The organism is Aerococcus urinae (genome assembly GCF_001543175.1).
Taxonomy (GTDB): Bacteria; Bacillota; Bacilli; order Lactobacillales; family Aerococcaceae; genus Aerococcus; species Aerococcus urinae.
The window spans coordinates 1187461-1201018 of sequence record NZ_CP014161.1 but is presented as its reverse complement, the minus strand read 5'-3'; the positions used below and the strand labels follow the sequence as shown (position 1 = coordinate 1201018).

Sequence of the window (13558 nt, the reverse complement as noted above, 5' to 3'; positions counted from 1 at the left end):
GTTAGCCCTGACCACCACTTGGCCAACCATAGCAGGTAGTTTTAACTACCGGCTTGGGTTTGTCTTAGTGGTTCAGGGCTTTTTTGACCTGTTTTCCTGACTTTTGTTTTAGGGGAAATTCTTATATACTTAGAGGTAAGAGAATTTGTAAAGTGAATGGAGCGATAACATGCAAGCATTGCAAGCGAAGACGATTACAGAGCCCCTGAAGGCTGACTTGAGCCAACGGGTGCAAGCCTTAAAAGGCCAGGGCATTCAGCCGCGGATGGTGACTTTTTTAGTGGAGAGTGATGATGCCAGCGCTGCCTACGCCAAGGTCAAAGGCCGTCTAGCAGAAAAATTAGGGGTGACCTATGATTTTATCTCCCTAAAAGCATCCACTTCTACTGAGGAATTAGTCCAAGCCATTAAAGAAAAGAATGCTGATTCCAATGTTCATGGAATTATGGTGGAAATGCCCCTGCCCAAGCATATCAATGAGCAGGAAGTCATCGAAGCCATTGCCCCAGAAAAAGACTTGGATGGCCTCCACCCCTTGAACTTGGGCTACTTGTTAAAAGGAACTCCCAAAATGATTCCTAATACCGCCTTGTCTGCCTTGCGCTTAATTGAAGCCTCCGGGATTGACATTGCGGGTAAGCAAGCCGTGGTTATCGGGCGCAGTAATATCGTTGGTAAGCCCTTGTCCCAGTTACTTCTCTCTCGCCACGCCACAGTCACCGTCTGCCACTCTAAGACCCAAGATTTAACAGCCATTACTCAAGCGGCCGATATCCTTTGTGTGGCCATCGGTAAGCCCCACTTTATCCAAGCTGATATGGTTAAGGAAGGCGCGGTAGTCATTGACATTGGAACTAATTATGATGAAAACGGGAAAGTTAGTGGGGATGTGGATTTTGAAGCCTTAGAAGGTAAAGAAGGCTGGTTGACCCCTGTTCCGGGTGGCGTCGGCCCCCTAACCACTACCCTGATCTTTGACCAATTAATCCATGCCATAGAAACGAGTGTTATTGATGAATGATGCCCAAGACCAGTATCTCTCGGTCTCCCAGTTAACCAAATACATTAAGGCCAAGTTTGACCGCGACCCCTATATGCAAACCGTTCATTTGGTAGGGGAAGTGTCAGGCTTTCGAAACCGAGGTAGGAATAAGCACCAGTATTTCGGCCTCAAGGATGATGACGCTTATATTTCTGCCATTATCTTTCGGGGGACCTTTTCAAAACTCAATTTTGACTTGGAAGATGGGATGAAGGTTCAAGTCATCGGTAGACTGAGTCTCTACGAAAAAACCGGCCGCTATTCCATCATTATTGACCATATCCAGCCGGATGGGATCGGTCAATTTTATGTCCGCTTTGAACAATTGAAGCAGAAACTAGGTGAGGAAGGTCTTTTTACCTTTGAGGCCAAGCCGATTCCTAAGTACCCCAAGCGGATTGCCGTAGTGACTTCACCCTCTGGAGCTGTGATTCGGGATATTATTACAACCGCCAGACGCCGCTATCCTATTGTTCAAATTGTCCTCTATCCAACCGTGGTCCAAGGCCAAGAAGCAGCTAAGAGTATTGTGAGAAATATCGAGCGTGCGGACTCAAGTGGTGCCTATGACACCATTATTGTTGGCCGGGGTGGGGGTTCTATTGAAGACTTGTGGTGCTTTAACGAAGAGGAAGTGGTCCGGGCCATTGCTGCCTGCCAAACCCCAGTGATTTCGTCGATTGGACATGAGACCGATACGACCTTGTCGGACTATGTCAGTGACCAACGAGCAGCTACCCCAACGGCAGCAGCCGAATTAGCTACCCCAGTTCTCAATGACCTGGTCTTTACCATTAACGACTATAAACAGCGTCTGATCCAAATCCAACTTAACCGCTTAAACTATTTCCAACAACGCTTACAGCAGGTCAAGTCATCCTATTTATTTAAGCAACCGGAAAAAATGTACGACGGTTACCGGCTTAAATTGGCTGACTTGGATAGCCGTTTAAATGACCTGGTATCCAACAAAGTTTACCAAGAAGAGCGCCGACTGAGACAGGTCCAATCTGAATTACAGGGTTTGAGCCCCAAGGTCTTAGTCCTTGAAAACAAGCACAAGTTGGCCAGTCTAGGCGAGTCTTTACGTCAAGTCCAAGGCCAACTCTTGGAACGCAAGCACTACCAATTACAGCAATTGGCGGGCAAGTTAGACCTCTTATCCCCCCTCAAGCGCCTATCGGGAGGTTACGTTTACTTAAGCAAAAACCAGGTACCGGTTGAATCGGTGGACCAAGTGGCTATTGGTGATAAGGTCCAGCTCAGACTAGCCGATGGTTACTTAAACAGTCAGGTCATTGGATCCAAGAAAGAAGCCCTAAAGCCATTAGAAAATAAGGAGAATGATAATGAATAGTAAGATTGAGGAACTAAGCTTTGAAGAAGCCCTGAAGGAACTCGAAGGGATTGTGGCCCAACTACAAAACGGCGATATTCCCTTGAAAGAATCTATGGACGCCTTTCAAAGAGGGGTCAAGCTATCTAACTACTGTAGCCAAAGCTTAGAAAAAGCTGAAAAGACCATGGCTAAACTCATGAATGACCAAGATGAATTAGAAGAATTTGAAGTCGCCAAGGGAAATGAGGACCAATAATGGATTTGAAGAGCTTCCGCCAAAGCATTGATAAGGACTTAGAAGCGGCCTTAATTGCTCATTTAGGTCAGGATAGCCAGGACAGTCTCCTGGCTTCCATGCGCTATTCCTTAGAGAATGGGGGCAAGCGCCTCCGTCCTAGTCTTTTACTAGCCACACTAGCCAGTTTTGGCTATGATTATCATTTAGGTCTGGCTCCAGCTTGCGCGGTGGAATATATCCACACTTATTCACTCATCCATGACGACTTACCTGCTATGGACGATGATGACTACCGCCGGGGCCAACTGACCAACCATAAGAAGTTTGATGAGGCTACCGCTATCTTAGCGGGGGACGCCTTACTGACCCTGGCCTTTGAAGTCTTGAGCCAAAATCAGGATGACATTGACCCTCAACTTAAACTCGAATTAGTTCAACTTTTAGCCCAAGCAGCTGGTAAGTCTGGCATGGTGGACGGACAGGTTATGGATATGGCCAGTGAAGAAAAACACTTGACGATTGAAGAACTGAAAAACCTGCATGGCAAGAAGACTGGTGCCTTGATTCACTTCGCTATCATGTCAGCCGCTCTGATCATGGGCCTTGACCAAGAGGCTCAGGATGCCCTAGAAAGATATGCCCAGCATTTTGGCATCGCTTATCAAATTCAAAATGATCTCCAAGAAGTCATGTGGACGGATGAAGAGCGGGGCAAGAAGTCGCATGGAGATCAGGATAGTGATAAGAATACCTATCCTAGTCTCCTGGGTAAGGAAGGGGCTTTAGCAGCCCTAGCTAGCGAAAGGCAAGCCTGCCAAGTGGCCCTTGACAATTTAAGCAGTCAGGAAAGGAACTTCGATCCGCAATTACTGACTGACTTCCTCAATTACCTCAGCATGGATTATGGAAAGGGATAGCCATGACAAAAGAACGTGCAGATATTATGGTGGTCCGCCAAGGCCTAGCCGATTCCCGGGAAAAGGCCAAGCGTTTAATTATGGCGGGCAAGATCTATACCGAAAAACAAGAACGGATTGACAAGGCCGGGGAAAAGATCCCAGTCGAATCTGTCTTAGAAAGAAAAGGGCATGAATTGCCCTATGTATCCCGGGGTGGTTTCAAATTAGAAAAAGCCATCAAGCAATTTGATTTAGATTTTACCGGATTGAATGTTTTAGACATTGGCTCTTCTACCGGGGGCTTTACTGATGTTGCCTTACAAAACGGAGCGGTCCACTCCTATGCGCTAGACGTGGGGACTAACCAATTGGATTGGAAAATCCGTAATGATGACCGGGTGACCGTGATGGAGCAGACCAACTTCCGTTACAGTCAACCGGAAGACTTTACTGAGGGTGTTCCTGATATTGCTGTGATCGACGTTTCCTTCATCTCTCTAAAGCTCATCTTGCCGCCTCTTAAGGCCATCCTCAAAGACCAAGGCAAGGTGGTGGCCTTGATCAAACCTCAATTTGAAGCGGGCAAAGACAAGGTAGGTAAGAAAGGGTTGGTCCGAGACGGAAAAATCCATGAAGAGGTCATTGAAATGATCTTCCAGGCGGCGACCGAAATGGGCTATGATGTCTTAGACCTGACCTATTCACCCATTACTGGAGGCACGGGAAATATCGAGTTTCTCACGCTCTTAGAAAACCACCAAGAAGACCAGCAAGGAGAGATTTCTGATTCGGTTAATAGCCTGGAAGTCGTTCAGGCTGCCCACCAACAATTTCATTAGAAAGGAACAGGGGTCATGTTACAAAATATCGTCATTGAAAATTTCGCCATTATTGACCAAGTGACCATTGACTTTGATGAAGGCATGACGGTCCTGACCGGGGAAACGGGGGCAGGGAAGTCCATTATTATCGATGCCCTGGGCCTTTTAGCTGGTGGTCGGGGCTCCGTCGACTTTATCCGCTATGGGACCAAGGCCCTTAAACTACGGGGGATCTTTTACCTGCCGGATTTTTCCGATGCAGGACGAGACTTTCTTAAGGACCAGGACATTCCCTTTGAAGATGACCAACTTCTTATCACCCGGGCCCTAGACCAAAAGGGCCGCAATACCATCAAGGTCAATGGTGTGCCCTTAACGGTTTCCCTGCTCAAAGAATTGGGCGACTATTTACTTGAAATTCATGGGCAAAATGAACATCAAACCTTACTTGACCCTAAAAACCACTTGGACCTCCTCGACCAATATGCGGGGAGTCGGATTGCTCAGGAACAGGAAGCCTACGCCAAAGACTATCAAAACTACCGTCAGGCTAAAAAGGCGGTCAAGGACTTTGCCTTAAATGAGCAGGAAGTGGCCCAACGTTTGGACTTACTGAAGTTTCAGCTCAATGAAATCGAACTAGCTCAATTGGTCCCAGGTGAGGACGAAGAACTCAGTGAAGAGCGGCAAAAGCTCCAAAGCTACCAAAATATTGTCTCTTCCCTAGGCCAGGCCTTGAATGCCTTGTCAGAAGGCCAGGGCAATGCGGTTGACTTACTGAGTGAGTCTAGCCAGGCTCTAGGACAAATTGAAGATTTGGATAGCGATTATAAGGCCTATTATGAACAGGCCCAATCCGCCTACTATAGTGTTCAAGAACTGGCTTACAGTATCCGGGATAACTTGGACTCCCTATCCTATGACCCCAGACGTTTGGACCAAATTGAAGAACGCCTAGCCACAATAGACCAATTGAAACACAAGTATGGCAAGGCTATTGCTGATATCCTAGCTTATTACCAAGAAGCTCAAAAGGACTACCAGGCCTTACAAGACCGGGAAAGCCACCAAGAAGAATTGGAAGCTGATTTTAAGCAGGCCAAGCAAGCCATTTCAAAATCTGCCAAGGCCCTCCACCAAAAACGTCTTGTGGTCGCAGAGGAATTGGAGCAGGCTATTGAAGAACAGTTGGCCGACTTATATATGAAGAATACCCGCTTTGCGGTTGACTTTAAACAAAGAAAAAGCTTTGCCGCTTCTGGAGCTGATGAGGTAACCTTTTATATCCAAACTAACCCTGGCGAGCCCTTAAGACCCTTACATAAGATAGCTAGTGGCGGGGAACTGTCACGGATTATCCTAGCCATTAAGGCCATTTTACAGGCTAGCCGACCAACTTCCACAGTTATTTTTGACGAGGTGGATACCGGAGTCAGTGGCCGGGTAGCCCAGGCCATTGCCAATAAGATGTTTGAGATTGCCTTATCGGCCCAGGTGCTCTGTATTTCCCACCTGCCCCAAGTGGCGGCTATGGCTGACCATCAGTTACATATCTCTAAAGTCAGCCATGACGACCAGACCAAAACCCAGGTTAGTCGCTTGAATGACCAAGAGCGGGTAGGGGAGATTGGCCACATGACAACCGGTGAAGTGATGACTGAGGCTAGTCGTCGGGCCGCCCAAGACCAATTAAAGCAAGCCCAAGCCTACCGCAAGCAAAGAAGGCAAGATAGTAATGAAAACTAAGTTAATTTGTATCGGTGGACCTACCGCCGTGGGGAAAACGGCCCTTAGTATCGAACTGGCCCAACATTTCCAAGGGCAAGTCATTAATGGAGACGCCATGCAGGTCTACCAGGATTTAGATATCGGGACAGCTAAGGCAACAGAAAGTGAGCGCCAAGGGATTCCCCATCATTTACTTGACATCCGCCAAGTTGATGAGGCCTATACCGTAGCTGACTTTAAACGGGACGCCCAAACAGCAGTCCAAGACATTAGAGCAGTTGGAGACTTGCCGATTTTAGTGGGCGGGACCGGTCTCTATTTGGAATCCTTTCTCTTTGACCTCTCCTTGGGTGGACAGGTGGAGCCTCATCCATACTTTAGACAGCAAATGGAGGACTTTGCAGGCAGTCAGGGTAACCAGGCCCTCCACCAAAAATTGGTCGACTTAGATCCCCAGGCTGCCCAAAAGATCCATCCCAATAATGTCAAGCGGGTGATCCGGGCCTTAGAAGTGGGAACTTTTTCCGGACAGCTCTTCTCCCAAGCCAAGGAGACTCATGGTGACCATCAAAGTCCTTATGACTATTATTTCATTGGCCTTTACTGTGACCGCCAGCGTTTGTATGAGCGGATTAACCAGCGGGTTGACCTGATGGTGGACCAGGGGCTTTTAAAGGAAGCCCAGTGGCTCTTAGACCAGGACCTCGATCCAAAAAGCCAAAGCTTGCAGTCGATCGGCTATAAGGAAGTCTTTCCCTATTTAAGGGGGGAAGAGGACTTGGACACTAGCCTTAACCGTCTGAAAAGAAACTCTCGGCGCTATGCCAAACGCCAGCTGACCTGGTTGAAGAATCGGATGGACCAGGTCCACTGGTATAATTTAGTAGAAGCAGAGGATAGCTTAGCTAGCGTCATTAGTGATGTGGCGGCTTTCCTAGATAAGTAGAAAATGAAAGGAGGTTTCTATGCCAGAAAATGTATTAATTATCGGTTTACAACTTCCTCAAACCACTGACCTGCGTTTCACCATGCAAATGGATGAATTAGCGGCCTTAGTAGAAACTGCGGGCGGTCAAGTGGTTAGCCGGCAAGGTCAGAAGCGCGACCAAGAGGATGCCCGCTATCTGATTGGAAGCGGTAAGGTTAGAGAAATCCATGACTTGAGTCAGGAATTAGATATTGACTTGGTGATCTTCTACCAACAATTATCCCCGTCACAAAACCGCAACCTCCAAGAGGCTATTGATTGTCCAGTCATTGACCGAGTACAGCTAATCTTAGATATCTTTGCCAGCCGGGCAACCTCTAAGGAAGGGAAGTTGCAGGTGGCCTTGGCCCAAAATGAATATCTCTTGCCCCGACTAGCAGGGATGGGGACGGTCCTATCCCGACTTGGTGGGGGGATCGGTACCCGGGGCCCAGGGGAAACCAAGTTGGAACAAGACCGCCGTGTTCTCCGTAATGAAATCCAAAAAATCCGCCATGAATTAAAAGAAGTGGAAAAGCAGAGGGAGTTAACCCGGGAACGCCGGCAAAAGTCAGGTCTCTTTAAAATTGGCCTCTTAGGTTATACCAATGCCGGTAAGTCGACCTTGATTAACGCCTTAACCGATGCCCAAACCTACCAGGCTGACCAACTTTTCGCCACCTTAACGCCGCTCACGAGGAAGTTTTCCCTGCCCAATCATTTTGAAATTACCCTAACGGATACGGTTGGCTTTATCCAAGACTTGCCACCTATGATTATCGATGCCTTCCACTCGACCCTGGAGGAGAGTCGCAATGTGGACTTGTTGATGATCGTTGTCGATGCCTCCTCAGCTTTTGCTCTTGAACAAGAAGAAGTGGTTAATCAATTACTGGAAGACCTGGATATGCAAGACCTACCTAAGCTCTATATCTATAATAAGCGGGACCAAGTGGAAGCGGGCCAACAAGTGCTTACCCCGTCCAGCCCCCATCTTTTGATCTCGGCCCAGGATAGCCAGGACATTGAAGCCTTGCGTCAAGCCATTGTTAACCAGGTCAAGACCATCTACCAACCCTTTGCGGTTCAAGTTGCGCCGGAAGCGGCTAATGAATGGTTAGGATGGCAAAACCGTTTCTATATTGAGAAGTTTGAATTTGATAAAGATAGCGAATCCTATCAAATTATGGGCTATAAGCCTGACTATCTTCCACTACCTAAAACTGAATAAAAAATTTCGAGCATACGTTCTGCTTTTGAAGTTTGGGTCTTTAAAAGCCATGGCATCGGTTCGGGCTAAGATCCCTCACCTAGCGAGCTTCAAACGGCTAGTACGGCTAGCGCCTACTATCCGTATTTCACATCGCTTGCTTATTCATGGCTAAGACCCAACTTTCAAAGCGCCACTACTGCTCAAAGTTAATTACCAAAATAATATTTTTATTATCATAAGTCTCTTAAAATAAAAATATAGAAAAAAGCTGGCAGAGTGCATCTACCAGCTTTTTTAACTTGTCTGAGTGTATATTTTACACTCACTTATCTCGAGAGCGAGATTCGAACTCGCGACCCACGGTTTAGAAGACCGTTGCTCTATCCAGCTGAGCTACCCCGAGAACTAACAACTCTTATATTCTACTCAATTTAAGCAGACCTTGTCAAGCTTTTATGCTAATATGGGCGTTTAAATGCTAAAACCGATCTAATTAAAGAGGGAAAATTAATTTCATTGATATACTTATCCGAAATAATTATTAGATAAAAAGGAATAGTTATATTACTAATTTATATCAGGAATATAAGGTTAATATATGAAATTTACTTCATAAATCTTGTATATTAACAATATCTTTGTCATACTAAATATAGTTATGTTTAAAGGGAGACTTATATGAGAAAGGTAGAAGCTATTTATCCTATTGTTAAAACGTTTTTTAATGATGTAACTTTTAATGATAATGGATATATTTTTACTGTTGCCTACCCTAAATTACTAAAAAACAATAAATATTTTGAAGAAACTTTTTTTCAAATTTACCGTAATGTTATGCTTCTCTTTATTAATGAGGGATATCTTTTTATTAACAAGAATGATCCATTAGATAGAGATTGGGAAATTATGCTGCCAGATGCTGTTAGCGGGGAGTATAGGAGAGCAAAAATTATAAAGAAAATGATAAGTGTAAGACATGTGTATGAAATAAGAATGGATACGGCTTATCAACATTTAAGATTTTTATTTTTCCCTTGTGATAATCAATCTTTAGAGAAAGATCCTAATTTAATATTTTGCTACTCTTATATCAAAGAAAAAGGGAGAAGTGATCCGACTCAGCCGTTAACTGAATATACTCAAAAGCTACGTGACCACGTGTATGATATTAATAATAATGAAATTATTATAGGAGAGGAGTTTACGATATGATAAATAATGATATTTCAACTATTAAGAATAGTGAACAATATCCGCTATCGGAAAAAATATTAGATTTGAGATATTCATATGGTTTAACTTTAGATGAAATGAATCAAATTCTAGGTATGACTGATTCTGAATATGCTCAATTAGAATTTTGTAATACTTCTATTCCTGTATCGCGTTATGAAGAGGTAATTAACACTATTCAAGATTATATAGATAATCACTTAACTGAACAAAATAATATTGCCAATGATGAAATAGATATGAATTTTGTAATTAATAATGAATCTTTTACTAATAATGTACAATATAACTTTACATTGAAAGGCAAGAATAATATAAACATTGATAAACTTCTTGGAGGAAAAGAATGTCTCAGTTTAGCCGTTTAAGAATTATAAATAATAGAGTGACTGAATTCACAATTAATAATTATTTTATAGAACCTAATACAGAGATTAATGTAGAAATGACCCCAAATTTTTTGGGAAATGATGACCAATCCGATATCGTTACTTTAGAAATGGTTATCGTATTATCAGAAAAAGAATCCGATAATGAAAATGGCTTATATCTTCATTTGCGTCAAGAAACGGATTTTGATTGTTCTTCATTAGAAGGCGATAAGAACCAAATTATTAATGAATATGGTATTAATATGATTAGTATTGCCTTTCCTTACATTAGGTCTTATATAACATCTGTAACAGCTTTGGGTGGAGCAAATCCAGTAACCATTCCAATTATGAATATAATGAGTATTTTCAGTAATGAAGAATAAATTAAATAATACTTTTTACGAACGCTTGTTTAAAGCGTTTTTTATTTTGTTTGAAATTTTATTGATTAAAACATTCTTTTGAAAATAAATTACCAGTGTAACTCTGTTATTTTATTCACAATTGGAGTATGATGGAAGTATAAATGTAAGCGTATTCTTACGCTGACCAATAAATAAGCAACAAAGGAAGGAGATCAAAATGTTAGTGAATGAACAAACGACTTATGCGGCGGAATATGATGTGGTTGTGCTTGGTTTCGGTGGAGCGGGTGCAACAGCGGCTCGCTTTGCTAGCGATGCGGGTGCTAAGGTTCTCTTGGTCGATGCTGCGCCCAATGGTCATGAGGGCGGTAATACTCGCTACTGTGCCCAGTTAATTGGATCGGCTGATAATAAGGAAGCTATGCACAAGTACTATGATGAACTGATGGCGGGGATGGACTTAAATGAAGAAGTCAAGTCCACCTATATTGATGGCCTAGTCAATATGGAAGACTATATTCGTGACTATTTAGAGGTCGAACCATACAGTATTAAGGACCATTTTGATAAGTTCCCTCTCGAGTCAGCGGTTTACGAATATCCTGAATTTGAGGGGGTAGAAACCTATAACTTCCTTACTGTCCATGAAGGAATCTTTGACGCTGCTTTGTGGAAAGTTTTACGGCAAAAAGTTATAGAACGTTCTGATTCCATTGATGTCTGGTTCGAGTCAGCTGCCCAACATCTTCTCCAAGACCCAAGTACGAAAGCTATTGTTGGCGTCCAAATCGATCGGCAAGGGCAAACCGTCAACATTGCTGCCAAAAATGGGGTAGTTCTTTCTGTTGGTGGTTTTGAAAATAATCCGCAAATGATTAAAGACTATCTCAACGAAAGTCGTCTGGCTCCCTTAGGTGGTTTATATAATCAAGGGCATGGGGTGACCATGGCCCTTGAAGTTGGAGCTGACCTCTGGCATATGGCTAACTATGAGTCGCTTGGTATGTACCACGGGACGGCCTTTGATGTGCCTGCTGGAGAAAGGGCGACCTTACATGCCTTTGGTACCCAACCTCTGACTCATGGCAGCATTTTAGTCATTGGGGACGATGGAACGCGTTATTTTAAGGAAGATGAAGCTAACCGCCACGGCCATATTTATAACCACGGGATTTGGCGAGTTCCTCAAGGTCAAACAAGACCTTATATTGTTTTTGACCACAAGAAATATGAAGAACTCACCCAAGCTGACGGTCTCTTTGTTGATTACGCCAAAGCAGCGGTAAAAGCCAATAGCCTGGCTGAATTAGCCCAAGAACTTGACCTTGATAGTGAGGTCTTAGAAGCCACAGTTAAGGACTTCAATCATTTTGCCGAAGCAGGTAAGGATTATGCCTTTGGTCGTTCTTCCGACTCCATGACTGCTTTTGATGCGGAAGGGCCATATTACGCTATTCCGATTGTCCAAACCATGTTAAATACCCAAGGGGGACCGCGAAGAAACGCTAAGGCAGAAATTCTAGATAGCCATGGTCAAGTCATCCCTAATCTTTACGGAGCTGGTGAACTGGGTGGGATTACCCCTGGCATGTACCAAGGTGGGATGAATATCGCTGAATGTCTGATTTTTGGTAAGATTGCTGGTGAAAATGCTGCCCAAGCAAAGGAGAACTCGATAAGTCAGCTAACAGGTACACCGACAACAGAAAATAAAGTCAACTTGCAAAGTGATTTAGAAAAGGGAGTGACTACGGAAGACCTGCAATTAAAGGATAACCAATACCTGGGGACAAGTCATTCCGGGATGGGAGATGAGTTGAACGTGGTAGTAACTCTCGATGGAGATAAGTTAAGAGAAATTACTGTTCTGAATCACAATGAAAGTGAACAACAAGGTCACGAAGTCTTTTCTGAATTACCCCAAGCTATGATTGCTGCTAATTCGACTGATGTTGATGCTATTTCTGGTGCTACCTTAAGTTCTAATGCCCTTAAAGAAGCGGTAGCGGATGCCATTGCTAAGAGTAAAGAATAAACAAGTTAATAATTCTGAAAATTAAATTTACATAAACACGATAAAGGCCTGGTCTGAGACTGGGCCTTTATTTAATTTATTTGTCCAATAAGACTCTTTTATTTGGCCAAATGATAACGTTTTTATAATAATTTCATATGTTATTGCAAAAAAAGTTGTGTTATTATGAAAATTGGTAAATAGGACTAATTTTCAGCCTTATTTATTGTGTTCATATATGGTGATCAGTTAATTAAAATTTGCAAAACAACTTTTAAGGAAAGAAAGTTTATGACAGATAATTATGATAATAAAAGATCAACTCGACCTGACCGGCATTCAACTCGGGAAGACTATCGATCCCAAGTAGAAAGACCGAAAAGACGGCGGATTTGGCCTTGGGTGCTGGGCATTCTACTAGTCCTTCTTTGCATCGGGGGCTGGATTGCTTTTAAAGCATATAGTGATGTCAAAGAGACGTCTGACCAAATGTACCAAGCGGCAGATTACAAGTCCAAGCGGAATGGCCAAGTTGACCTTAGTCAAGGTAATCAAGCCTTTTCGGTTCTCTTAATGGGAATTGATACCGGTTCTCTGGGTCGAACGGAACAAGGCCGGTCCGATACCATGATGGTCATGACGGTAAACCCCAAGATGGAGCAAAGCACTTTGCTTTCCATACCTCGGGATACTTATACCACTATTCTCCCTAATGGCAACAAAGACAAGATCAACCATGCTTATGCTTATGGCGGGGCAGCGGGAGCAGTAGAAACTGTACAAAACCTGCTAGATATTCCGATTGACTACTATGTCTCTGTCAATATGCAGGGCTTGGAAGATATGATCAATGTCCTAGGTGGGGTAACGGTAACACCACCGATCAGCTTCAGTGAAGATGGCCACCAATTTATCCAAGGGCAACCGACGACTTTAAATGGGGAATCTGCTCTAGCCTATGTCCGTAACCGCTATGACGATCCGGAAGGGGACTATGGCCGCCAAGCTCGCCAACGGCAAGTGATCTTGGCCAGCCTCAAGGAAGCAGCCTCCTTATCATCCCTGCCTAACTACCAAGAAATCTTAAATACCATTGGCAGTAACGTCCAAACTAATATGCCCTTTTCGGATATGAAGGATCTCTTCACTAACTACCGGGGAGCGACCAATAAGATTAACCAGGCTCAACTGAAGGGCTCAGGGCAAATGATTGATGGGGTCTACTACGAAATGATTCCAGAAGCCAATATCAATCAAGCTTCCCAAGCCTTAAAAGCAGAATTAAATCTCTAAGACTCAAATCATAGAAAGTAATCAAATAGCGC

At 43.8% G+C, this 13558-nt stretch carries 13 protein-coding genes and 1 tRNA gene; 13 read left to right on the top strand and 1 reads right to left on the bottom strand.

The genetic code is table 11. From position 1 onward, the window contains the following. Positions 1–169: 169 nt before the first annotated feature. From AWM73_RS05495 to hflX, 8 genes are read left to right on the top strand one after another with little or no spacing between them, the layout of a single operon-like run. Positions 170–1021, top strand: a complete 852-nt coding sequence (locus AWM73_RS05495; protein WP_060778438.1) for a bifunctional 5,10-methylenetetrahydrofolate dehydrogenase/5,10-methenyltetrahydrofolate cyclohydrolase — start codon at positions 170–172, stop codon at positions 1019–1021. Beyond that, positions 1014–2399, top strand: coding sequence for an exodeoxyribonuclease VII large subunit (gene xseA / locus AWM73_RS05490; protein WP_060778437.1), 1386 nt, complete (start codon positions 1014–1016; stop codon positions 2397–2399). Before AWM73_RS05495 ends, xseA begins: the two co-directional genes overlap by 8 nt. Beyond that, the gene (locus AWM73_RS05485) at positions 2392–2637 is read left to right on the top strand and encodes an exodeoxyribonuclease VII small subunit (RefSeq protein WP_013669827.1); all 246 of its coding nucleotides are present in this window, start codon (positions 2392–2394) and stop codon (positions 2635–2637) included. Before xseA ends, AWM73_RS05485 begins: the two co-directional genes overlap by 8 nt. Beyond that, complete coding sequence (locus tag AWM73_RS05480) at positions 2637–3536, top strand: polyprenyl synthetase family protein (protein ID WP_060778436.1); 900 nt, start codon at positions 2637–2639, stop codon at positions 3534–3536. The genes AWM73_RS05485 and AWM73_RS05480 overlap by 1 nt, the downstream gene beginning before the upstream one ends. 2 nt (positions 3537–3538) lie before the next feature. Then, the gene (locus tag AWM73_RS05475) at positions 3539–4357 is read left to right on the top strand and encodes a TlyA family RNA methyltransferase (RefSeq protein ID WP_060778435.1); all 819 of its coding nucleotides are present in this window, start codon (positions 3539–3541) and stop codon (positions 4355–4357) included. A 15-nt stretch (positions 4358–4372) separates the two neighbouring features. Continuing rightward, positions 4373–6085, top strand: a complete 1713-nt coding sequence (gene recN, locus AWM73_RS05470; protein ID WP_060778434.1) for a DNA repair protein RecN — start codon at positions 4373–4375, stop codon at positions 6083–6085. Further along, a complete protein-coding gene (gene miaA, locus AWM73_RS05465) occupies positions 6075–7013 on the top strand; it encodes a tRNA (adenosine(37)-N6)-dimethylallyltransferase MiaA (protein WP_060778433.1) in 939 nt (312 codons plus the stop codon). Before recN ends, miaA begins: the two co-directional genes overlap by 11 nt. Positions 7014–7032: 19 nt before the next feature. Beyond that, positions 7033–8265, top strand: coding sequence for a GTPase HflX (hflX, locus tag AWM73_RS05460; protein ID WP_060778432.1), 1233 nt, complete (start codon positions 7033–7035; stop codon positions 8263–8265). Positions 8266–8576: 311 nt separating this feature from the next. On the opposite strand, the gene AWM73_RS05455 is transcribed toward hflX, so the two are convergent. Then, positions 8577–8650: transfer RNA gene (locus AWM73_RS05455), tRNA-Arg, on the bottom strand. Between the two features lie 275 nt (positions 8651–8925). Between AWM73_RS05455 and AWM73_RS05450 the strand changes: the two genes are divergently transcribed. The 5 genes from AWM73_RS05450 to AWM73_RS05430 all read left to right on the top strand — a co-directional run bounded on the left by AWM73_RS05450 (position 8926) and on the right by AWM73_RS05430 (position 13526). Continuing rightward, positions 8926–9459, top strand: coding sequence for a hypothetical protein (locus AWM73_RS05450; RefSeq protein WP_060778431.1), 534 nt, complete (start codon positions 8926–8928; stop codon positions 9457–9459). Continuing rightward, a complete protein-coding gene (locus AWM73_RS05445; protein WP_060778430.1) occupies positions 9456–9848 on the top strand; it encodes a hypothetical protein in 393 nt (130 codons plus the stop codon). Before AWM73_RS05450 ends, AWM73_RS05445 begins: the two co-directional genes overlap by 4 nt. Next, positions 9827–10237, top strand: a complete 411-nt coding sequence (locus tag AWM73_RS05440) for a protein-export chaperone SecB (RefSeq protein ID WP_060778429.1) — start codon at positions 9827–9829, stop codon at positions 10235–10237. The genes AWM73_RS05445 and AWM73_RS05440 overlap by 22 nt, the downstream gene beginning before the upstream one ends. Positions 10238–10436: 199 nt before the next feature. Beyond that, a complete protein-coding gene (locus tag AWM73_RS05435) occupies positions 10437–12254 on the top strand; it encodes an FAD-binding protein (protein ID WP_060778428.1) in 1818 nt (605 codons plus the stop codon). A 270-nt stretch (positions 12255–12524) separates the two neighbouring features. Next, positions 12525–13526 carry an LCP family glycopolymer transferase gene (locus tag AWM73_RS05430; RefSeq protein WP_230080696.1) on the top strand — a complete coding sequence of 334 codons (1002 nt, stop codon included), beginning with the start codon at positions 12525–12527 and terminating at the stop codon, positions 13524–13526. Positions 13527–13558 lie beyond the last annotated feature (32 nt).